Below are 19704 nucleotides of genomic sequence, written 5' to 3'. Positions count from 1 at the left end.
GATACGCGATGGAATGACACAAAACCCCGTTTCCTTGGCCGGTTCCGGTGTCAGAAAGAGCGAGGTAACTTACTCCGTCGCACGGCATGGCGCAACGGCGTACGGACAAATTCGCCCGAATTTAATGTGAAATAAACATCACATAAAGCGCAGCCCGGCTGAAAATCACCAGTGCAGAAAAGCAAAATGCCTGCCCCAGCAGTGCTGGCGCAGGCATCGTGGCCTCACGCGAAATCGTGCTTGAACAACGCTTGCAGGATCCGTGCTGCCATCCGCAGACCTTACTTGCGCAGGCCCAGGGCTTCGATCAGGGCGCGGTAACGGTCAGCGTCGCGGGCCTTGAGGTAGTCCAGCAGGCGGCGACGACGGCTCACCATGCGCAGCAGACCGCGGCGGCTGTGGTGATCCTTCATGTTGGCCTTGAAGTGCGGGGTCAGTTCGTTGATGCGGGTGGTCAGCAGAGCGACCTGAACTTCGGGGCTACCCGTGTCGTTGGCGCCGCGGGCGAACTTCTGGATGACTTCGGACTTGTTGGCAATTGCCATGATGTTTTCCTTTCACTTGCGAACGCTGCAGCGCGGAATGCGCCACTTGCGTCGTGCCTTGCTTTGACTCGGCATCTGCCTCCCACAGCCAGGTGGCTTGTGGACGACAGCCGCGCATTATAGCCGAATTCCGCCCGACGGCGAAGCCCGCCACCGTGCATCCGTTCAATTCCGGGCCGGGCGCTCCATCCGGCACGTGGTGGGCAGCGTCGTCTGGGCGGCCTTGAGCTTCTTCACGGTGCGGAATCCATAACCCGAGCCCTCGTTGTCGAATCGCACCTCGCCACCCTGTTTCGCCATCATCGAGACGTAAAGCGGCTGCAGCACCTGATGGTCGTCGGCCCGCACCGTGGCATCGTGGAATCCGTTCGTGAAACGCATGTTCTCCAGCGCGTAGGCCACGGCCACGGCGTCGGTGCCGCCAGCCTGCTCGATTGCGCGGGCCAGCATTTCCACCATCATCTGCATGCGCAGATGCACGTAGTCGTCGCGCGGATCGGGATAGCGGGCGCGAAATGCCTCGTAGAACGCGTCGGACGCCGCGCCACCCACGTTCGGATGCCATTCCGCCACGGCCAGCACCCGGCCCACGCCGGCATCGCCCATCGCGGCAGGCGCACCTAGCCCGTTGCCGTAGAACGTGTAGAAGCGCGCCTTGAGCCCACCTTCGCGCGCAGCCTTGACCATCAGCGTCAGGTCGTTGCCCCAGTTGCCGGTGATCACCGCATCGGCACCGCTGGCCTTGATCTTGGCGATATACGGCGCGAAGTCCTTGATCTTGCCGATGGGATGGAATTCGTCGCCCACGATCTGGATATCGGGCCGCTTGGTCGCCAGCATTTCGCGCGCGGAACGGGCGACCTGGTGGCCGAAACTGTAGTCCTGGTCGATCAGGTAGACCTTGCGCACCGCGCGCTCGCTGCGGATGGCCTCGGTCAGTGCCTGCATGCGCATGTCGGCACTGGCATCAAAGCGGAAATGCCAGAAACTGCAATTCTCGTTGGTCAGCGTGGGATCGACAGCCGAATAGTTCAGGAACAGCACGCGCGTGTCGGGCTGACGCTGGTTCTGGCGATTGATGGCCGCCACCAGCGCACTGGCCACCGCGGAACTGTTGCCCTGCAGGACAAACGGGATGCGCTTGTCGACCAGGCTGCGGAACTGGATCAGGCTTTCATCGACGTTACCCTTGCTGTCGAACGTCACCAGCTCCAGCGGATGGGCGCCATCGGGCAGCTTCACGCCGCCCCGCGCATTGATGCGCTCGATCGCAATCCGGAGGTTGCGCACCACGGCTTCGCCAGCGTTGGCGAAGGGCCCGGACAGCCCGTCGATCATGCCAAGCCGGATCGGCGCGCCCGCCGGCTGCTGAGCCCCCGCGACCGCTGCCACGCAGCACAGCGTTGCCGCCAGCCAGGCCCGCAGCCGGGTCATGCGCCCGCTTGTTCGGATTCCGCCCATTCGAGACTTTCCTTCTTCTGCGCAAAAGCCCGGATGGTACACACATTGCGCCCGCGCCCGCTACACTACGTCTAATGCACTTTTTTGCAGCAAATCAACGCACATGACGAAATTTCCGCAAGTCGCCCGGCACTGGATCGCCGCCCTGACACTGGCCACCGGCGCCCTGGCCGGCTGCAGCGGCCTCGGGCCCGCACTGGCCCCTGTCAACACCGGCCTCAAGCTCGTGGGCCAGCCGCAGGGCGCCGTGGAAGCGACGTTCGGCAAGCCTACGGACGTGTACCGGCTCGACGACGGCACCACGCGCTGGTTCTACTCGAAGCAGCCGCTTGGCGAATATTCCTATGCGGCTGATTTCGACCGGGACGGCAAGCTGACCAATTTCCGGCAGATGCTGACCACGACCGAACTGTACAAGGCCAAGGTCAACGAGTGGACCAAGAAAGACGTGCTGGAGCACTTCGGTGCGCCGCGCGAGCCCATCGAGTACTACCCGCGCCTGAAGCAGGAAGCCTGGAGCTATCGCTTCCTGCACGAAGACCAGTGGTACTCGATGTTCAACTTCATGTTCGACGATGCCGGCGTGCTGCGCCGGACGCTGGTCACGCCCGATCCGCTGCGCGACCGCCCGGATCCGCGCTGATCCGCACCAGGCGCGCAAACGACAAACCGCCCGGCCCCGCGGGATACGCAGCGGGCCGGGCGGTTCATGACAGTCGGGGCCTTGTGAGCCCCGCCGTCGCATCGCAGGAATCAGGTCAGATAAAGGTCAGATCTGCGGATTGATCTTCTGCACGGCCTTGTCGTGCAGCTTGTTCAGTGCGGCCAGGTAGGCCTTGGCCGATGCGGCGACGATGTCCGGATCGGTCCCCACGCCATTGACGATGCGGCCGGCCTTGGACAGGCGCACGGTCACCTCGCCCTGGGCCTGCGTACCGGCCGTGATCGCGTTCACCGAATACAGCACCAGTTCGGCACCGCTGTTCACGCGGCCCTCGATGGCGTGCAGGGTGGCATCCACCGGGCCATTGCCTTCGGCTTCGCCAGTCTGCTCGGCGCCGTCGATATTGAACACCACGCGGGCGTGCGGACGCTCGCCGGTTTCCGAGCGCTGCGACAGCGACACGAAGCGATAGTGCTCATTGGCGTTTTCCTGCTCTTCGTCGGAAACGATGGCCAGGATGTCCTCGTCGAAGATCTCGGCCTTCTGGTCGGCCAGCTCCTTGAAGCGGGTAAACGCGGCGTTGATTTCGGCTTCGCTTTCGAGCGCGATGCCCAGTTCCTGCAGGCGCTGCTTGAAGGCGTTGCGGCCCGAGAGCTTGCCCAGCACGATCTTGTTGGCGGTCCAGCCCACATCCTCCGCGCGCATGATCTCGTAGGTATCGCGCGCCTTGAGCACGCCGTCCTGGTGGATGCCCGAGGCGTGGGCAAATGCGTTGGCGCCCACCACGGCCTTGTTCGGCTGCACCACGAAACCGGTGACCTGCGACACGAGCTTCGATGCCGGCACGATTTGCGTGGTATCGATGCCGACGTCCATGTTGAAGTAGTCGCGGCGCGTCTTCACGGCCATCACCACTTCTTCCAGGCTCGTGTTGCCTGCGCGCTCGCCAAGGCCGTTGATCGTGCATTCGATCTGGCGCGCGCCGCCCAGCTTTACCGCGGCAAGCGAGTTCGCCACGGCCATGCCCAGGTCGTTATGGCAATGCACCGACCAGACTGCCTTGTCCGAATTCGGAATGCGCTCGCGCACCGAACGGATCAGCTCGGCATAGCCTTCCGGCACGGCATAGCCGACGGTGTCCGGCAGGTTGATCGTGGTCGCGCCTTCGGCAATCACGCCTTCGAGCACGCGGCACAGGAAATCCATGTCCGAGCGGCTGCCGTCTTCGGGCGAGAACTCGATGTCGTCGGTGAACTGGCGCGCAAAGCGCACGGCCAGGCGAGCCTGTTCGTAGACCTGGTCCGGCGTCATGCGGAGCTTCTTCTCCATATGCAGCGCGGACGTGGCGATGAACGTGTGGATACGGAACGAGTTGGCCGGTTTCAGCGCCTCGGCAGCACGTGCGATGTCCTTGTCGTTGGCGCGGGCCAGCGAGCAGATCGTCGAATCCTTAACAACCTGGGCAATCGAGCGAATCGCTTCGAAATCGCCGTTGGAGCTGGCCGCAAAACCGGCCTCGATCACATCGACCTTCAGGCGTTCCAGCTGACGCGCGATGCGGATCTTCTCTTCGCGGGTCATGGACGCACCGGGCGACTGCTCGCCATCGCGCAAGGTGGTGTCGAAAATGATGAGTTTGTCAGACATTTTGTGGAGCTCCTGGGCTGTGCCTTATGTACTGGTCCGCTGGTCCGCCGTCCCGCTATCACGCCACCGGGCATTCGGATCGGAATGCAAAACGCCCCGGCGTGCATGAATGCAGGCCGGGGCGTTTTCAAAAATCCTGGTGATTTCCGCGCCAGGGCGGTAACCGAGTCCCTTAGCGCGCGCGCGTCCCGACCTGATGGCCTAGTAGGCCACCTAGGGTGGTGCGGGCGATTAGGGTCTGGTGCGAAATCATGTCGGCGACTATAGCTGGTTTGCTGCGGCTGCGCAACCGGGTTATTTCGGAGGAATGCGCAGTTTTTGGCCCGGGTAGATCTTGTCCGGGTGCGTCAGCATTGGCTCGTTGGCCTCGAAGATCTTGTTGTACTCGGCCCCGTTGCCGTAAGCCGCCTGGGAAATCGCCCACAGCGTGTCGCCCTTCACCACCGTATGCCACTGCGACTCGGCGGTCTCCACGTTGACCGACATCTTGTCCTCCACCGAATCCACCCCCTCCACGTTGCCGCAGCACAGGATGATCTTCTCGCGTGTGGCCTGGTCGGGCGCAACGCCGAACACGGTGACCTTGCCCTGCGAGCCGTCCACGGTCACGGTCAGGCCCGTGGCGGACAGCCCCATCTGGGCGATATAGGCCTCGATGGCGTCGCCAGCCGCGCGGTTGGCCGCATCGGCCTTGTCGCTCGCGGACGGATCGGCCGCGGCGGCTTCCTGTGCCGCTTTCGCCTCACCCTTCCCGAACAGTTTCTCTCCCGCTTCCTTGATGAAGTCGAACATGCCCATGACATTCTCCTGAGGTTGTGGAACGGAAATAACAAAGGGCGCCCGATGAGCGCCCTTTCTTCAAAAACCGGTCAGTTGCCGCTGTCCGTGCCGTTGCCGTTACCGCCGGCACGCGCCTTGGCCACCCCGCCCGACTGGCCGTGCATCGCACGCCAGGCCCATAGCAGGTAGCCCGAGATCGCGTAGGCGACGAACAGGCCGAACAGCGCCACCGGCGGATCGGACGATACGATCACGAACAGCACCAGGACCAGCACCATCATGCCGAACGGCACGCGATAGCGCACGTCGAGCGCCTTGCCGCTGTAGAACGGCGCATTCGACACCATCGACAGGCCCGCATAGAGCGTGATCGCAAAGGCGACCCACGGCATCCACAGTTCCTTCACGGGCAGCTTGTTGTCGATGGCAAGCCAGACGAAGCCGGCCACCAGTGCGGCCGCTGCCGGGCTTGGCAACCCCTGGAAGAAGCGCTTGTCGACCACGCCAATATTGGCGTTGAAGCGAGCCAGGCGCAGCGCGGCGCAGGTGCAATAGACAAAGGCCGCGATCCAGCCCCACTTGCCCAGGTCGTGCAGGATCCACTCGTACATCACCAGCGCCGGCGCCACGCCGAACGACGTCATGTCCGACAGCGAATCGTATTGCTCGCCAAACGCGCTCTGCGTATTGGTGATACGCGCCACGCGGCCGTCCATGCCATCGAGCACCATGGCCGCGAAGATGGCAATGGCCGCCACGTCGAAGCGCATGTTCATGGCCTGCACAATCGCGAAGAAGCCCGCGAACAGCGCCGCCGTGGTGAACGCATTGGGCAGCAGGTAGATGCCGCGCCGGCGTGGACGCACGTATTCGATGTCGTGCTCGTCGGCCTCGTAGGCGGCTTCGTTGCGCAGCTGGTTATGGCGGAACGGACGCAGGTGCGTCACGTTGCCATTGCTTACGCGCTTGTTGCGTCGGTTGAAGGCACCCATGCCTGGTCTCCTGTTGCTGACCGGTCCGGCCTCAGGCCTGGACGTCCAGCTCGGCGAGCACGGTCGACGAAGCCGACACCTTTTCGCCGATCGTCACACGCGGGCGGGCATCCACGGGCAGATACACGTCGACGCGCGAACCGAAGCGGATGAAGCCATAGCGCTGGCCGCGCGACAGCGTGTCGCCAACACGGGTGTAGCAGAGGATCCGGCGCGCCACCAGGCCGGCCACCTGCACCAGCGTGACCAGCTGGCCATCGGCCGCGCGGCGGATCACCACCGCGTTGCGCTCGTTTTCCAGCGATGCCTTGTCCAGGTCCGCGTTGACGAACTTGCCCGGGAAATATTCAAGCTTCTCGACCTTGCCGTCCAGCGATGCGCGGTTCGAATGCACGTTGAACACGTTCATGAACACGCTGATCTTCAGCGCCTCGCGGCCGGCATACGGGTCCTGCGTCTTTTCGACCACCACGATACGGCCGTCGGCCGGGGCCAGGATGGCGTTCGGTGCCGACGGAATGGGCCGCGGCGGGTCGCGGAAGAACTGCAGCACGAAAATCGTGATGATCCACAACGGCAACGCCCACCAGAAACCCGCGCTGACATGCACCAGCAGCGAGATGATGAAAGCGCCGGCCAGGAACGGCCAGCCTTCACGGGCGATAAGCGGATGAGGATAGTTCATGCAAGCATTGTTCTGTTGTTCGCACAGGTTCTGCACATCCTGTCGACAGGCCAGCCCGCAGCGTACCGCGTGCCATGCTTTCAGGATATGTCGGCGCGAGAGATAAGAAAAAATTCAGGCCTGTGCCTGAAAAAGTCCGACAAGGATAACAAAAAGCCGCCCAGTCACCGCCGAAATGTCTTGTGCAATCACAAAAGACCGGCGGCCGACTGGGCGGCTGCGGCGCTGGCGGGTCACCTGGCCGCATCGGCCGGGAGACCCGCTTCTGCCCGTACTGCTTAGTTCTTCGACTGGTCGACCAGCTTGTTCTTGGCGATCCACGGCATCATCGCGCGCAGCTTCGCACCCACTTCCTCGATCTGGTGCTCGGCCGTCAGGCGGCGGCGCGAGATCAGCGTCGGAGCGCCGGCCTTGTTTTCCAGCAGGAAGCTCTTGGCGTATTCACCGGTCTGGATGTCGGTCAGGCACTGCTTCATGGCCTTCTTCGTCTCTTCCGTCACGACGCGCGGGCCAGTGACGTACTCGCCATATTCGGCGTTGTTCGAGATCGAGTAGTTCATGTTGGCGATGCCGCCTTCATAGATCAGGTCGACGATCAGCTTCAGCTCGTGCAGGCACTCGAAGTAGGCCATTTCCGGAGCGTAGCCGGCTTCGACCAGCGTCTCGAAACCAGCCTTGATCAGCTCGACGGTACCGCCGCACAGCACGGCCTGTTCGCCGAACAGGTCGGTTTCGGTTTCTTCGCGGAAGTTCGTCTCGATGATGCCGGCACGGCCGCCGCCGTTGGCGGTGGCGTACGACAGGGCGATGTCACGGGCAGCGCCGGACTTGTTCTGGTGCACGGCGATCAGGTGCGGCACGCCGCCACCTTGCGAGTACGTCGAACGCACCGTGTGGCCCGGGGCCTTCGGGGCGATCATGATCACGTCCAGGTCGGCACGCGGGATCACGGCACCGTAGTGCACGTTGAAACCGTGGGCGAAGGCCAGCGCAGCGCCTTCCTTGATGTTGGCGTGCACTTCGTTCTTGTACACGTCGGCGATCTGCTCGTCCGGCAGCAGGATCATGACCACGTCGGCGCCCTTCACGGCTTCGGCCACTTCCTTGACCTGCAGGCCGGCGTTGGCGGCCTTGTTCCACGACGCGCCGCTCTTGCGCAGACCGACCGTCACGTTCACGCCCGAATCCTTCAGGTTCAGCGCGTGGGCGTGGCCTTGCGAGCCGTAGCCGATGATGGTGACATTCTTGCCCTTGATGAGGGAGAGGTCGGCGTCCTTGTCGTAAAACACTTTCATGATAGTTCCTTCAATTTCTCAAATCTTCGTATTGGGGTGGCGGCGCAACGCCTGATGTTGGGTCGTCGCGCCGCTTCGGGATACTGCGTGTCGGCTTGTGGCCGTGCTCTGTTGCCGGGGGCGCCGGTCAGACCTTCAGGATGCGCTCGCCACGGCCGATGCCGGAGCCGCCCGTACGGACGGTTTCCAGGATCGCGGTGCGGTCGATGGCATCGAGGAACGCATCCAGCTTGCCGCCGTTGCCGGTCAGCTCGATGGTGTACGTCTTTTCGGTCACATCGATAATGCGGCCACGGAAGATGTCGGCGGTGCGCTTCATTTCCTCGCGCTCCTTGCCCACGGCACGGACCTTGACCAGCATCAGCTCGCGCTCGATATGCGCGCCTTCGGTCAGGTCCACCACCTTGACCACCTCCACCAGGCGATTCAGGTGCTTCGTGATCTGTTCGATCACGTCGTCCGAACCGGTGGTGACGATGGTCATCCGCGACAGCGACGCATCTTCGGTGGGAGCCACCGTCAGCGTCTCGATGTTGTATCCACGGGCCGAGAACAGGCCCACCACGCGCGACAGCGCGCCGGGTTCGTTTTCCAGCAGGACCGAGATGATGTGTCGCATTACAGGTCCTCCGCGCCGAGCAGCATTTCGGAGATTCCCTTGCCGGCCTGGACCATCGGCCACACGTTTTCGGTGGGGTCGGTCTGGAAATCCAGGAACACGGTGCGGTCCTTCAGACGGAATGCCTCGCGCAGGGCCGGTTCCACATCGGACGACTTCTCGATGCGCATGCCCACGTGGCCATACGATTCAGCCAGCTTCACGAAGTCTGGCAGCGCCTGCATGTAGGAATGCGAGTAGCGGTTGTCGTACTCGATTTCCTGCCACTGGCGCACCATGCCCAGATAGCCGTTGTTCAGCGAGCAGATCTTGACCGGGGTGTCGTACTGCAGGCAGGTCGACAGTTCCTGGATGCACATCTGGATCGAGCCTTCACCGGTGATGGTGACGACTTCCTTGTCCGGGAACGCCTTCTTGATGCCCATTGCGTACGGCAGGCCCACGCCCATCGTGCCCAGGCCACCCGAGTTGATCCAGCGGCGCGGTTCGTTGAACTTGTAGAACTGCGCAGCCCACATCTGGTGCTGGCCGACGTCGGAGCAGATGAACGCATCGCCCTTGGTCAGTTCCCAGATCTTCTCCACCACGTACTGCGGCTTGATGATCTCGGAATTGCGGTCGTACTTGAGGCAGTCCACCGAACGCCATTGCTCGATCTGGTCCCACCACTTCGCCAGCGCCTCGCGCTTGGGCTTGACGTCGCTGGCCTTGATCTGGGCGATCAGTTCCTGCAGCACGTCCTTGACGTTGCCGACGATGGGGATGTCCACCTTGACGCGCTTCGAGATCGACGACGGGTCGATGTCGATGTGGATGATCTTGCGGGCCTGCGCGGTGAAATGCGAAGGATTGCCGATCACGCGGTCGTCAAAGCGGGCGCCGATGGCGATGAGCACGTCGCAGTTCTGCATGGCCATGTTGGCTTCATACGTGCCGTGCATGCCAAGCATGCCGACGAACTGCTTGTGCGTGCCCGGGAACGCGCCCAGGCCCATCAGCGTATTGGTCACCGGGTGCCCGGTCAGTGCGGCCAGCTCGCGCAGTTCGTCGCTGGCGTTTGCCAGCACCACGCCGCCGCCCGAATAGATATACGGACGCTCGGCGCCCTGCAGCAGCGCCACGGCCTTGCGGATCTGGCCCGAGTGACCCTTGTTCACCGGGTTGTACGACCGCATGTCGACGGCCTTCGGGTACTCGAACTTGCAGGCGTTGCGCGACACGTCCTTCGGGATGTCGACCACCACGGGGCCCGGTCGGCCGGTGGCGGCAATGAAGAACGCCTTCTTGATCGTCGCGGCCAGGTCGCGCACATCCTTCACAAGGAAGTTGTGCTTGACGATCGGGCGCGTGATGCCGACGGTGTCGCATTCCTGGAACGCATCCTGACCAATGGCGTGGGTCGGCACGTTGCCGGTAATCACCACCATCGGGATCGAATCCAGGTAGGCGGTGGCGATGCCGGTCACGGCGTTGGTCACGCCGGGGCCCGAAGTCACCAGTGCCACGCCCACCTTGCCGGTCGCGCGGGCATAGCCGTCAGCGGCATGCACGGCGGCCTGCTCGTGGCGGACCAGGATGTGTTCGAATTTCTTTTGCTTGTGGAGCTCGTCGTAGATATAGAGCACTGCGCCGCCGGGGTAGCCCCAGACGTATTCGACGCCTTCTTCGGCAAGTGCGTTGACGAGGATTTCCGCTCCGATCATTTCCCGACCGGAGGATGAATTGCTGTCTGCGTGGGAGAATTCCGCGCTGGGCATGTTCATTTCTGTCCTTTGCAATTTTCGGCAAAAAATTGTTTGGATGCTCTCTGCCGGGCTTGTGGCTCGGGTTCAAGCGGTGCGCGTCTGCATGAAGAGACCGCCTTATAAGCGGTCTGATGAGACAACCACTGATGTCGTGAACCGTCGATGATACTGCAATGCACCAGCGCGGTAAATGAATCGACGGAACTTTTTGCACGACCGCACCGGCGCAGGGCAAACGCGCGACAATCGCACGTTGCGCTGCCAAGCCAGCATGTCTGCACTTGAATACAGGAGTGGCAGAAGGCAGCTGTTTTTTGCTAGCATCGCAGACATTTCCGGGGTGCCACAGGACGAGTCCAGCACATTCGGCCTGGCCTGACCGCCCAACTGCTGTTTTCGCCTGCATGGCCACCGACAAGGAACTCTCAGACTTTCTCGCCAGCGTCGAACGTCGCGCCTTCAAACAGGCCGTGTTCGCCGTGCGTGACGATGAAGCTGCGCTGGACATCGTGCAGGACGCCATGATCAAGCTGGCGGAAAAGTACGGCGACAAGGGCGCCAACGAACTGCCGCCCCTGTTCCAGCGCATCTTGCAGAACACCATCCACGACTGGTTCCGCCGCCAGAAGGTGCGGAATACGTGGGTGACCCTGTTCTCGAACCTGCGCGACGACCGCGAAGGCGACGACAGCGACCTGCTGGACACGCTGGAAGCCGAAAGCGGCACAGAAATGGCCGAAAGCAGCGCCGACAAGGTCGAGCGGGCCCAGGTCATGCATATCATCGAGCAGGAAATTCAACGATTGCCCACGCGTCAACGCGAGGCTTTCCTGATGCGTTACTGGGAGGATATGGACGTAGCCGAAACCGCAGCCGTGATGGGCTGTTCGGAAGGCAGCGTCAAGACGCACTGTTCCCGCGCCACGCATACGCTGGCGCAAGCGTTGCGTGCGCGGGGAGTCCGACTATGAGCAGAAACGAACGAGATATCCAGGAACGGCGCTTCGCCCATGAGATCCGCGTGGCACTCGATGCCTCCGCGGAGGCGCTGCCGCGGGACATTTCCGAACGGCTGGCTGCCGCGCGGCGCATGGCGCTGGCCGCCAAGAAGGCGGAAGTGCGCGCTCACGTGCCGCAGCTCGTGCTGCCCGGCGCACCACACGGCTACGCCTTCGACGACGAGGACGACACCCCGCTGCACCGCGCCGGTGCATGGCTGCGCAAGCTGGCGCTGGTGTGGACGCTGGTCGCACTGGGTGCCGGCCTGATGGGCATCTACCACTGGCAACAGCAGAAGCGCGTCGAGGAGCTTGCCGACGTCGATGCCGCAATGCTGCTCGACGACCTGCCCCCGACGGCCTACGCCGACCAGGGCTTCCACGTGTTCCTGAAGCGGGACCGCGACCAATAAGATGGCCCGCGCAATTTCCCGTACCGACGCATTCCGTCGCCGGCTCGCCGCTCTTTGCGCTGCCGGCGCCACCCTGGCTGCACTTTCCATCGATTTCGTGATGGATGAAGCCCACGCGCAGGGGCCGCAAGCCCAGCCGGCCAGTCAGCCGGCCGCGCGGCCGGTGATCAACGCCCACCCTACCTGGCAGGAACTGTCCGCATCGCATCGTCAGATTCTGGCGCCACTGCAGCCGCTCTGGGACACGATTCCGGAACTGAACCGCCGCAAGTGGCAGCGCATTGCCGACCTGTACCCCACGCTCAAGCCCGAGGAGCAGCAGCGCCTGCAGGAGCGCATGACCGAGTGGGTCAGGATGACGCCGCAGCAGCGCCGCCTGGCACGCGAGAACTATCAGATCACGCGCCAGTTGCCGCCGGAGAAGAAGGCGGAAGCGTGGGATCGCTATCAGCAGCTGCCTGAGGAACAGAAGAAAAAGCTGGCTGCCGCCGAAAAAGTGCCGCGCCGTCCGGGCGCCGTCAGCGCATTGCCGTCGGGCAAGCGCCCGCCAGCCGATACGAGCCGGCAACTCCATCATCAGGGCCGGCCAGCCAGTGCCCCGGAAGCCACGCCGGCTTCGTCGCCTGCGGCGCCAGCCCTGGCGGGTGCTTCGGCGGCTACCGCGCCGGTGGCTACCGCACCGGCGTCTGCGCCGCCGGTTGCCGCGATGCCGGCCTCGCCTACCCAGGCGCCGACGCTGTCGCCCCCGGTAACGGGCGAAGCGGCCACTGACTTCAACCAGACCGAAACGCGTCCGTAGTAGCTCCCGCGGGCAACCCTGCCCACGGCAGCACCGCCAGATTGTCCGCCCGGCGCTGCCAGCAATCCCCTCTGCGCTACCAGCCCCCCGTTACGCGGCACCTCCGGTATTTCGGCAATGGCCACCAGCGTGCCGTTTGGCATAATGGCCGCTTCCCCGATCTGCCACGCGCCATGCCTGCCGCCACGCCAGCCGCCTCTACCCAGACTCCACTCACGCCGCCACGCACGCCCACGCTGCGCCGTCGCCTACTTTGCATGCTCTACGAAGGCGTATTGCTATTCGGCGTGCTGATGCTTGCCAGCGCCGTCTCGGTGCTGGCCCGCCCGGCGCTGCAGCAGCTTGGCCTGAACCACATGTACGTCGACCAGGCATGGATGTTCATCGTGCTCGGCGTCTATTTCTCGTGGTTCTGGCAGCGCAACGGCCAGACGCTGGCGATGCAGACCTGGCGCATCCGCCTGGAAACGGCCGCCGGCCAGCCGCCGGGCTGGCCCAAGGCACTGCTGCGCTATGTGCTGGCCTGGCTGTGGCTGCCGCCCGCGGCAGCCGTGGGCCACGCGATGGGCCTCACGCTGTGGCCGTTCATCGGCGTGCTGACCGCCGGGCTGGTGATCTGGATGTCGCTGGCCTGGCTCGATCCGCGCCGGCAGTTCCTGCATGACCGCCTGGCCGGCACCCGCCTGACCGACCTGCGCCCGCCGCAGTCATGAGCCTGACGGCCGCCGCCCTGCGTCGCGTCGCCGTGCTGGTACAGGCGACGGCGGCGTGCGGATTGGCGGCCTGGCTGGCGCTGGAGCACGGTTGGACATGGGCGCCGGCGCTGGCCGCAGGCCTGGCCGCCGTACTGCTGGCCTTTGGCGCCAGCGTCGCCATGGCATTCGGCGCCACGCTCGGCGGCCTCGGCATCCCTCGCAGGAGCCGGCCACCATTACCGGACCAGGCGCCGGCACGCCACCGCCTCGGCACCAGCGCAGCATTGCGCTGCTTCCTGGCCGAATGCCGTGCAGTGTTCCGCATGTTCAACTGGCTTCAGCCGTTCCGCTCGCGACTGGCCCTGGCCCAGCCGCCACGCCCCCTGCCCGACACCCCTCCCGTACTGCTGGTACACGGTTACGGCTGCAACCACGCGGTCTGGCTCGATATGGCGCCCGCGCTGACCGCCGCCGGCTATCGCAGCGAGGCCATCGACCTGACGCCGGTCCTTGGCGACATCGACGACTACGCCCCGCAACTGCTGGCGCGCATGCGCGAGATCCAGGCACGCACGGATCAGGCCCCGCTGGTGGTGTGTCACAGCATGGGTGGGCTGGCCGCTCGCGCCGCACAGGTGCTGGCGGAGCAGTCAGGTGGCGGCCCCGCCTGCGCGGGCATCGTTACGCTGGGCAGCCCGCATCAAGGCTGCGCACTTGCGCGTTTCGGCAGCGGACGCAACGCCCGGCAGATGCGATGGCAAAGCGCATGGCTGACGGCACTGGCCGCCGCCGAAACGCCGACGATGCGCGCGCGTATCGTTTCGGTCTTCAGCTGGCACGACTCGATCGCCGGCCCGCCAGGCACGTCGTGGCTCGACGGTGCGCAGCACATCGCGCTCGACGGCATCGGCCATGTGTCGCTGCTGCGCGACCCGCGCGCGGTGCAAGCCACGCTCGCCGCACTGGCCATGCTCCAGCGGCAGCCATCCGCCACGGCCATCGGGGCCCCGCACTAGCCATCCGGCGCGCACTCGCCAACAACCTTCATGTGACATTCATGTTTCCGTCACGGCTTCGTCATGCGGCGCTGGCTCAATGCAGCCATCGCCGATACCGGGGCCACCATGGTTCAAGCCATCCGATCTGCACGCGTGAGTTTGTCGAGGGTTGCGCAGCGCCTGCGCGGCAAGCCTGACACGGCGCTCTCGATGCCTGCCGCCTTCGCGGCGTTCATGCCGCCGCAAGCCGATCTGTCCCCTGCCCGCGCCACACCCCTGCACGACCCCACCGATTCCGGCACCCGCCCCGTAGCCGCCGCGGAGCCTTCCGCGCACCGCTACCGCGCCATCTGGCTGTCCGACATCCACCTGGGCACGCCGGGCTGCCAGGCCACCTACCTGCTCGACTTCCTCAAGCACAACGATTCGGACGTGCTCTACCTGGTTGGCGACATCATCGACGGCTGGCAACTGCGTCGTGGCTGGTACTGGCCGCAGAGCCACAACGACGTGGTGCAGAAGCTGCTGCGCAAGGCGCGCAAGGGCACCGAGGTGATCTACATCCCCGGCAATCATGACGAAGGCGCGCGCCAGTTCGACGGCCTGGCCTTCGGCGACGTCAGCGTGCGCGAGGACGCCGTGCACGTGACGGCCACCGGCAAGCGGCTGTGGGTCGTACATGGCGACCTGTTCGACGGTGTCGTCCAGCATGCCAAATGGCTGGCCTACCTGGGCGATTCGCTATACACGATGATCCTGGCGCTGAACCGCCACTTCAACCGCGTGCGTGCCCGGCTGGGATTCGACTACTGGTCGCTGTCGCAATACCTGAAGCACCAGGTCAAGAACGCGGTGAGCTACATCAACTCGTTCGAACACGCGATGGTGGACGAGGCGCGCCGCCGCGGCTGCGATGGCGTGGTCTGCGGCCACATCCACAAGGCCGAGATCCGCGAGGTGGACGGCCAGCTCTACTGCAACGACGGCGACTGGGTTGAGAGTCTTTCGGCGCTGGTGGAAACCATGGAAGGCGAGTTGAAGATCGTCTACTGGACCACGCTGATCGATCCGCCGGTGCCGGCCACCCGCCGGCGCCGCCGCACTGACGAAATCGCGGCCTGACAAGGGTCCGGTCACGGCCCGGCCGCGCACGCAAGCCACCGCCAATCTGCTGCGCCCCGCGCCGGCCTGCCCGGCGCGGACCCGCCACCCAACAACACCACGGCGCTGCCGCCCCAAGGAGCCTCAATGAGAGTCATGATTGTCACCGACGCATGGGAACCGCAGGTCAACGGCGTGGTTCGCACGCTGAAGTCGACCCGCCGCGAACTCGAAGCCATGGGTCACACGGTGGATCTGCTCACCCCGCTGGAATTCCGCACGGTGCCGTGTCCGACCTACCCCGAGATCCGCCTGTCGATCCTGCCGTCCACCAAGGTCCGCCGCCGTATCGACACGTTTCGCCCGGACGCCCTGCATATCGCCACCGAAGGCCCGCTGGGCCTGGCTGCCCGCGCCTATGCGATCAAGTACAAGCTGCCGTTCACCACGGCCTATCACACGCGGTTTCCGGAGTATGTGCAGGCGCGCTTCGGCATGCCGCTGGCATGGACCTATCGCTTCCTGCGCTGGTTCCACGGCCCCGCACGTGCCGTCATGGCGCCCACCCCGGTGGTGCTGAAGGATCTGCACGACTATGGCATCACGCACGGCGTGCTCTGGACGCGCGGCGTGGACCTGGACGTCTTCACCGCCCAGCGAGCAAACGTTTTAAACACCGCCCATCCGATCTTCCTCTACGTGGGCCGCGTGGCTGTGGAAAAGAACGTCGAAGCCTTCCTGCAGCTCGACCTGCCGGGCTCGAAGTGGGTGGTGGGCGATGGCCCGGCGCTGGCGGCCCTGAAGGCGCGCTACCCCACGGCCAATTACCTCGGGGTGCTCAAGCAGCCCGAACTCGCGAAGGTGTATGCTTCGGCAGACGTCTTCGTGTTTCCCAGCAAGACCGATACCTTCGGGCTGGTCCTGCTGGAAGCACTGGCCAGTGGGCTGCCCGTGGCGGCGTACCCGGTGACGGGTCCGATCGATGTGCTCGGGGACAGCCCGGCCGGCGTGATGCACGAAGACTTGCGGGAGGCCTGCCTGGAGGCGTTGCGCATCGACCGCGCAACCGCACGCGCCCATGCCGAGAAATTCTCGTGGCGCGCGGCATCCGAGCAGTTCCTTGCGCATCTGCGTCCGCTGCCTAGCACGGCGGGCGGATCCGACCATCCGGAATCTTCCGTCGCACCCGATCATGGCCAAGCCCCAACCCACGCTACCGCCCGATCCGTCGCTGCACCGGCCGACCGCCACCCGGGTGGCGGCTGAAGTGGAGACCGAATACTCGATCGCCAACAATCCGCACAAGGGCAACCGCGGCCTGACGCGCGCCTGGCACGCGGCAATCAATTCGCTGTCGGGGCTGCGCTACGCGGTGCTGGAGGAAAGCGCGTTTCGCCAGGAACTGACGCTGGTGGTCATCCTGACGCCCTGCGCGTTCATCCTGCCGGTGTCCGTGGTCGAACGCGTGATGCTGCTGGGCACGCTGTTGCTGGTGCTGATCGTGGAACTGCTCAATTCGAGCGTGGAAGCGGCCATCGACCGGATCTCGCTGGAGCGCCACAGCCTGTCCAAGCGCGCCAAGGATTTCGGCAGCGCGGCGGTGATGCTGGCGCTGATCCTGTGCGGCGGAACATGGATCGCGATTGGCGGCCCGCACGTGGTGCGCTGGATCGGGATGCTGTTGAGCTAGGCGCCGGCCCGTGAACTAGCTGTTTCGCCAGAAAGCAGAACGCCGCCATCGCTGGCGGCGTTTTCTCTTTGCGGCGGGCACTCCCTTGCACGCTTACGTCTTCTCGCGCCCTTCCTGCCACTTGTCCACGCGCACGCGCGGTGCGGCGGCCAGCTGGCCCAGCAGATCCTGCGGCGATGCCGATACGTGCAGCATGTCGGCGTGTACCTGTTTCAGGAACCCTTCGCCCACGGCGTGCTTCAGGAACGCCAGCATGCCGTCGTAGAAACCGGCCACGTTGAGCAGGCCCACCGGTTTGTCATGGTAGCCAAGCTGCGCCCACGTGAACGTCTCGAACAGTTCCTCGAACGTGCCCACGCCGCCGGGCATGGCGATGAACGCGTCCGACCGGTCGGCCATCATCTGCTTGCGCTCGTGCATGTTGCGCACCACGTGCAGTTCGGTCAGGCCGCGATGACCCACTTCCTTCTGCATCAGCGCGTCGGGGATCACGCCGATGGCCGTGCCGCCGTGCGACAGCACGCTATCTGCCACGATGCCCATCAGCCCGACCTTGCCGCCGCCGTAGACCAGCGCCAGGCCCTGTTCGGCCATGGTCTGGCCCAGTGCCTTCGCCGCTTCGGCATATTCCGGCCGGAAGCCGGGACTGGAACCGCAATACACGCAAACCGATTTCACTTTTTGTCCTTTTCGGCCTTGGCCGCCTCGGCAGCCGCCTTTTCAGCGGCGTATTCGCGCGCCAGCTGGTCGAATGCCTCGCGCGCCTTGCCGCGCAGGTACGGCGCCAGGATCGAGAAGATGTGATAGCTCGACCCATGCAGGTAACCGCGGATCTGCTCGGGATCGTTGTACTGGCGCGGATGCTGCACGAACTGGAACGACAGCCAGTACGTGGCAATTACAACAATATTGGTGCACACCGCATCGACCTGCTCGGGCGTGGCCTCCATGTCGCCGTCCTCCTGGAACTGGCGGCAGATTTCCAGCGCAAAGCGCTTCTTCTGGTCGACGATGCGCTTGAAGTTGGTCTCCAGCATCCGGTTGCGCGCCAGCAGGTCGTTGATGTCGCGATACAGGAAGCGGTAGTTCCACAGGAACTCGGACATGTACTGCAGGTAGCCCCAGCTCTCGCCCAGCGTGGCCTTGTGGTCTTCCGGCATCTTCAGGCGGCGCTCCATCTCCTGCTCGAAGCGCACGAAGATCGAGTTGATGATGTCGTCCTTGTTGCGGAAGTGGTAGTACAGGTTGCCAGGGCTGATTTCCATGGCTTCCGCAATCGTCGTGGTGGTGACGTTGGGCTCGCCGAGTTCATTGAACAGGCGCAGCGACACATCGAGGATGCGGTCTCGGGTACGGCGCGGACCGGCTTGCGGTTTGGCTTCCATGGGTATCGGAAAGACTGTGAATCGGCAGGATTGGGATTATAAGCACACCGGACGCCGCACCCCGCCACGCGACGTTCAAGGCACAGGCTGGCGGGCGGACGACCGGATGGCAAACCCCACGGAGTGCCCCCTGGAGGCCAGCCAATCGTCCGGCCTGCCCGCCTTGCGCGACGGCGCGCCTAGAAGCGCGATCCGGGCTGCTTCAGGAAGGCCAGTTCTTCCGCGCTGCTCTCGCGGCCCAGCACCGCGTTGCGGTGCGGGAACCGGCCGAAACGCGCGATGATCTCCTGGTGCTTGATGGCCCACTCCAGCACATCGACCCGGCCCGCCGTGTCCTGGCGCAGCGCGGCGGTTTCGCGCACGGAGATATCCTGGTCGGCCATCGACTCGGCATGCTCGAACGGCAGATAGCAGAACACACGATGCCAGGGCGTCGGCAACTGCCTGTCCCAGCCTTCGGCCAGCATGCGCCGCGCCACGGCCAGCGCCCGCGCATCGGTGGCAAAGCTGCGCGCCTCGCCACGGAACATGTTGCGGGGGAACTGGTCCAGCAGCACGATGCGCGCGCAGGCGCCCTCGGGCGTCACGGACCAGTCGTCGTTGGTGCCGTCATGCGCAGCCTGCCAGACCGGCAGGAATTGCTCGCGGATCCTGGCATCGAAATCGTCCGCCTTGGCAAACCATTCGCGCCGCGACACATCCCACTCGGACGATCCGGGCAGGCCGAACCAGAACGCCAGCACAGCCTGCGCGTCGGCGGGCAGCGGCCTAGCGCTGGACATTGCGCATCCAGTCCGCGGTCTGGAACAGCGCCTGCATCAGACGCATCTGCAGAGACTCCGGCAGCCCCACATCCTGCATCGCCAGCGCCATGCAGCGCATCCACTGGTCACGCTCGCTGGTGCCGATTTCGAACGGCAGGTGGCGCGCCCGCAGGCGCGGGTGACCAAAGCGCTCGATAAAGTAGTTCGGGCCACCCAGCCAGCCGCACAGGAACCAGAACAGCTTGTCGCGCGAGCCGTCCAGCGACGGCGGATGCAGCGCGCGCAGCCCGGCAAACTCTGTTTCCAGGTCCATCAGGTCATAGAAGCGGTCGACCAGTTCGCGTACGCGTCCTTCGCCGCCAATCAGTTCATAGGCGGTGATTTCTTCGCGATTGTCTTCGGGTTCTGCAGGTTCGGTAATCATGGCC

Annotated in this window: 22 protein-coding genes; 9 read left to right on the top strand and 13 right to left on the bottom strand. The window is 64.5% G+C overall.

Annotated features, from left to right (window positions below):
- Positions 1 to 281: 281 nt before the first annotated feature.
- The gene (rpsO, locus tag ACOABP_RS13630; protein WP_066738986.1) at positions 282 to 545 is read right to left on the bottom strand and encodes a 30S ribosomal protein S15; all 264 of its coding nucleotides are present in this window, start codon (positions 543 to 545) and stop codon (positions 282 to 284) included.
- Between the two features lie 165 nt (positions 546 to 710).
- Positions 711 to 1979: a branched-chain amino acid ABC transporter substrate-binding protein gene (locus tag ACOABP_RS13625; RefSeq protein WP_474225590.1), complete on the bottom strand. Its 1269-nt coding sequence runs from the start codon at positions 1977 to 1979 to the stop codon at positions 711 to 713.
- A gap of 130 nt (positions 1980 to 2109) precedes the next feature.
- Here ACOABP_RS13625 and ACOABP_RS13620 point away from each other — a divergent pair, with 130 nt between their 5' ends.
- A complete protein-coding gene (locus ACOABP_RS13620) occupies positions 2110 to 2649 on the top strand; it encodes a hypothetical protein (protein ID WP_474225588.1) in 540 nt (179 codons plus the stop codon).
- Positions 2650 to 2775: 126 nt separating this feature from the next.
- Here ACOABP_RS13620 and ACOABP_RS13615 read toward each other — a convergent pair whose 3' ends face one another.
- From ACOABP_RS13615 to ACOABP_RS13585, 7 genes are all read right to left on the bottom strand, one after another.
- Complete coding sequence (locus tag ACOABP_RS13615; RefSeq protein ID WP_474225587.1) at positions 2776 to 4317, bottom strand: 2-isopropylmalate synthase; 1542 nt, start codon at positions 4315 to 4317, stop codon at positions 2776 to 2778.
- A gap of 294 nt (positions 4318 to 4611) precedes the next feature.
- Entirely contained in the window at positions 4612 to 5115 is a 504-nt protein-coding gene (gene lysM, locus ACOABP_RS13610; protein ID WP_474225585.1) for a peptidoglycan-binding protein LysM, read from the bottom strand.
- Between the two features lie 71 nt (positions 5116 to 5186).
- Positions 5187 to 6089, bottom strand: a complete 903-nt coding sequence (gene pssA / locus ACOABP_RS13605) for a CDP-diacylglycerol--serine O-phosphatidyltransferase (RefSeq protein ID WP_474225584.1) — start codon at positions 6087 to 6089, stop codon at positions 5187 to 5189.
- A gap of 31 nt (positions 6090 to 6120) precedes the next feature.
- Positions 6121 to 6774, bottom strand: coding sequence for a phosphatidylserine decarboxylase (locus tag ACOABP_RS13600; RefSeq protein WP_066738990.1), 654 nt, complete (start codon positions 6772 to 6774; stop codon positions 6121 to 6123).
- Between the two features lie 278 nt (positions 6775 to 7052).
- Complete coding sequence (gene ilvC / locus ACOABP_RS13595) at positions 7053 to 8069, bottom strand: ketol-acid reductoisomerase (protein ID WP_066738991.1); 1017 nt, start codon at positions 8067 to 8069, stop codon at positions 7053 to 7055.
- Between the two features lie 127 nt (positions 8070 to 8196).
- Positions 8197 to 8688 carry an acetolactate synthase small subunit gene (gene ilvN / locus ACOABP_RS13590; RefSeq protein ID WP_008643328.1) on the bottom strand — a complete coding sequence of 164 codons (492 nt, stop codon included), beginning with the start codon at positions 8686 to 8688 and terminating at the stop codon, positions 8197 to 8199.
- Positions 8688 to 10451 (bottom strand): acetolactate synthase 3 catalytic subunit, encoded by a 1764-nt coding sequence (locus tag ACOABP_RS13585; RefSeq protein ID WP_474225582.1) that lies wholly within the window; start codon positions 10449 to 10451, stop codon positions 8688 to 8690. The genes ilvN and ACOABP_RS13585 overlap by 1 nt, the downstream gene beginning before the upstream one ends.
- Before the next feature lie 386 nt (positions 10452 to 10837).
- Between ACOABP_RS13585 and ACOABP_RS13580 the strand changes: the two genes are divergently transcribed.
- The 8 genes from ACOABP_RS13580 (at position 10838) to ACOABP_RS13545 (ending at position 17127) form a co-directional block, all read left to right on the top strand.
- Positions 10838 to 11404 carry an RNA polymerase sigma factor gene (locus ACOABP_RS13580; protein ID WP_029050865.1) on the top strand — a complete coding sequence of 189 codons (567 nt, stop codon included), beginning with the start codon at positions 10838 to 10840 and terminating at the stop codon, positions 11402 to 11404.
- On the top strand, positions 11401 to 11844 hold the full coding sequence (locus ACOABP_RS13575) for a DUF3619 family protein (RefSeq protein WP_474225580.1): 444 nt from the start codon (positions 11401 to 11403) through the stop codon (positions 11842 to 11844). Before ACOABP_RS13580 ends, ACOABP_RS13575 begins: the two co-directional genes overlap by 4 nt.
- 1 nt (position 11845) lies before the next feature.
- Entirely contained in the window at positions 11846 to 12643 is a 798-nt protein-coding gene (locus ACOABP_RS13570; RefSeq protein WP_474225579.1) for a DUF3106 domain-containing protein, read from the top strand.
- A gap of 173 nt (positions 12644 to 12816) precedes the next feature.
- A complete protein-coding gene (locus ACOABP_RS13565; RefSeq protein ID WP_474225578.1) occupies positions 12817 to 13356 on the top strand; it encodes an RDD family protein in 540 nt (179 codons plus the stop codon).
- Entirely contained in the window at positions 13353 to 14354 is a 1002-nt protein-coding gene (locus ACOABP_RS13560; RefSeq protein WP_474225577.1) for an alpha/beta fold hydrolase, read from the top strand. The genes ACOABP_RS13565 and ACOABP_RS13560 overlap by 4 nt, the downstream gene beginning before the upstream one ends.
- A 108-nt stretch (positions 14355 to 14462) precedes the next feature.
- Positions 14463 to 15458, top strand: coding sequence for a UDP-2,3-diacylglucosamine diphosphatase (locus tag ACOABP_RS13555; RefSeq protein ID WP_474225575.1), 996 nt, complete (start codon positions 14463 to 14465; stop codon positions 15456 to 15458).
- Positions 15459 to 15584: 126 nt separating this feature from the next.
- A complete protein-coding gene (locus ACOABP_RS13550; RefSeq protein WP_474225574.1) occupies positions 15585 to 16703 on the top strand; it encodes a glycosyltransferase family 4 protein in 1119 nt (372 codons plus the stop codon).
- Entirely contained in the window at positions 16630 to 17127 is a 498-nt protein-coding gene (locus tag ACOABP_RS13545; RefSeq protein WP_474225573.1) for a diacylglycerol kinase, read from the top strand. The genes ACOABP_RS13550 and ACOABP_RS13545 overlap by 74 nt, the downstream gene beginning before the upstream one ends.
- A 93-nt stretch (positions 17128 to 17220) precedes the next feature.
- Here ACOABP_RS13545 and ACOABP_RS13540 read toward each other — a convergent pair whose 3' ends face one another.
- The 4 genes from ACOABP_RS13540 to ACOABP_RS13525 form a co-directional block, all read right to left on the bottom strand.
- Positions 17221 to 17805, bottom strand: coding sequence for an LOG family protein (locus ACOABP_RS13540; RefSeq protein ID WP_474225571.1), 585 nt, complete (start codon positions 17803 to 17805; stop codon positions 17221 to 17223).
- Positions 17802 to 18512 (bottom strand): TetR/AcrR family transcriptional regulator, encoded by a 711-nt coding sequence (locus ACOABP_RS13535; protein WP_029050993.1) that lies wholly within the window; start codon positions 18510 to 18512, stop codon positions 17802 to 17804. Before ACOABP_RS13535 ends, ACOABP_RS13540 begins: the two co-directional genes overlap by 4 nt.
- Before the next feature lie 179 nt (positions 18513 to 18691).
- Complete coding sequence (locus ACOABP_RS13530; RefSeq protein WP_474225570.1) at positions 18692 to 19294, bottom strand: DUF924 family protein; 603 nt, start codon at positions 19292 to 19294, stop codon at positions 18692 to 18694.
- Positions 19281 to 19700 carry a group II truncated hemoglobin gene (locus tag ACOABP_RS13525; RefSeq protein ID WP_066739038.1) on the bottom strand — a complete coding sequence of 140 codons (420 nt, stop codon included), beginning with the start codon at positions 19698 to 19700 and terminating at the stop codon, positions 19281 to 19283. Before ACOABP_RS13525 ends, ACOABP_RS13530 begins: the two co-directional genes overlap by 14 nt.
- Between the last annotated feature and the right edge of the window lie 4 nt (positions 19701 to 19704).

The organism is Cupriavidus sp. HE11 (assembly GCF_056097175.1).
Note: the sequence above shows the minus strand (reverse complement) of the source record. Positions and strands in the feature narration are given on the sequence as shown.

Excerpts from the sequence above, each read along its gene's own strand:
- rpsO (WP_066738986.1), bottom strand. The coding sequence starts at position 545 with ATGGCAATTGCCAACAAGTCCGAAGTCATCCAGAAGTTCGCCCGCGGC.
- ACOABP_RS13625 (WP_474225590.1), bottom strand. The coding sequence starts at position 1,979 with ATGACCCGGCTGCGGGCCTGGCTGGCGGCAACGCTGTGCTGCGTGGCA.
- ACOABP_RS13620 (WP_474225588.1), top strand. The coding sequence starts at position 2,110 with ATGACGAAATTTCCGCAAGTCGCCCGGCACTGGATCGCCGCCCTGACA.
- ACOABP_RS13615 (WP_474225587.1), bottom strand. The coding sequence starts at position 4,317 with ATGTCTGACAAACTCATCATTTTCGACACCACCTTGCGCGATGGCGAG.
- lysM (WP_474225585.1), bottom strand. The coding sequence starts at position 5,115 with ATGGGCATGTTCGACTTCATCAAGGAAGCGGGAGAGAAACTGTTCGGG.
- pssA (WP_474225584.1), bottom strand. The coding sequence starts at position 6,089 with ATGGGTGCCTTCAACCGACGCAACAAGCGCGTAAGCAATGGCAACGTG.
- ACOABP_RS13600 (WP_066738990.1), bottom strand. The coding sequence starts at position 6,774 with ATGAACTATCCTCATCCGCTTATCGCCCGTGAAGGCTGGCCGTTCCTG.
- ilvC (WP_066738991.1), bottom strand. The coding sequence starts at position 8,069 with ATGAAAGTGTTTTACGACAAGGACGCCGACCTCTCCCTCATCAAGGGC.
- ilvN (WP_008643328.1), bottom strand. The coding sequence starts at position 8,688 with ATGCGACACATCATCTCGGTCCTGCTGGAAAACGAACCCGGCGCGCTG.
- ACOABP_RS13585 (WP_474225582.1), bottom strand. The coding sequence starts at position 10,451 with ATGAACATGCCCAGCGCGGAATTCTCCCACGCAGACAGCAATTCATCC.
- ACOABP_RS13580 (WP_029050865.1), top strand. The coding sequence starts at position 10,838 with ATGGCCACCGACAAGGAACTCTCAGACTTTCTCGCCAGCGTCGAACGT.
- ACOABP_RS13575 (WP_474225580.1), top strand. The coding sequence starts at position 11,401 with ATGAGCAGAAACGAACGAGATATCCAGGAACGGCGCTTCGCCCATGAG.
- ACOABP_RS13570 (WP_474225579.1), top strand. The coding sequence starts at position 11,846 with ATGGCCCGCGCAATTTCCCGTACCGACGCATTCCGTCGCCGGCTCGCC.
- ACOABP_RS13565 (WP_474225578.1), top strand. The coding sequence starts at position 12,817 with ATGCCTGCCGCCACGCCAGCCGCCTCTACCCAGACTCCACTCACGCCG.
- ACOABP_RS13560 (WP_474225577.1), top strand. The coding sequence starts at position 13,353 with ATGAGCCTGACGGCCGCCGCCCTGCGTCGCGTCGCCGTGCTGGTACAG.
- ACOABP_RS13555 (WP_474225575.1), top strand. The coding sequence starts at position 14,463 with ATGGTTCAAGCCATCCGATCTGCACGCGTGAGTTTGTCGAGGGTTGCG.
- ACOABP_RS13550 (WP_474225574.1), top strand. The coding sequence starts at position 15,585 with ATGAGAGTCATGATTGTCACCGACGCATGGGAACCGCAGGTCAACGGC.
- ACOABP_RS13545 (WP_474225573.1), top strand. The coding sequence starts at position 16,630 with ATGGCCAAGCCCCAACCCACGCTACCGCCCGATCCGTCGCTGCACCGG.
- ACOABP_RS13535 (WP_029050993.1), bottom strand. The coding sequence starts at position 18,512 with ATGGAAGCCAAACCGCAAGCCGGTCCGCGCCGTACCCGAGACCGCATC.
- ACOABP_RS13530 (WP_474225570.1), bottom strand. The coding sequence starts at position 19,294 with ATGTCCAGCGCTAGGCCGCTGCCCGCCGACGCGCAGGCTGTGCTGGCG.
- ACOABP_RS13525 (WP_066739038.1), bottom strand. The coding sequence starts at position 19,700 with ATGATTACCGAACCTGCAGAACCCGAAGACAATCGCGAAGAAATCACC.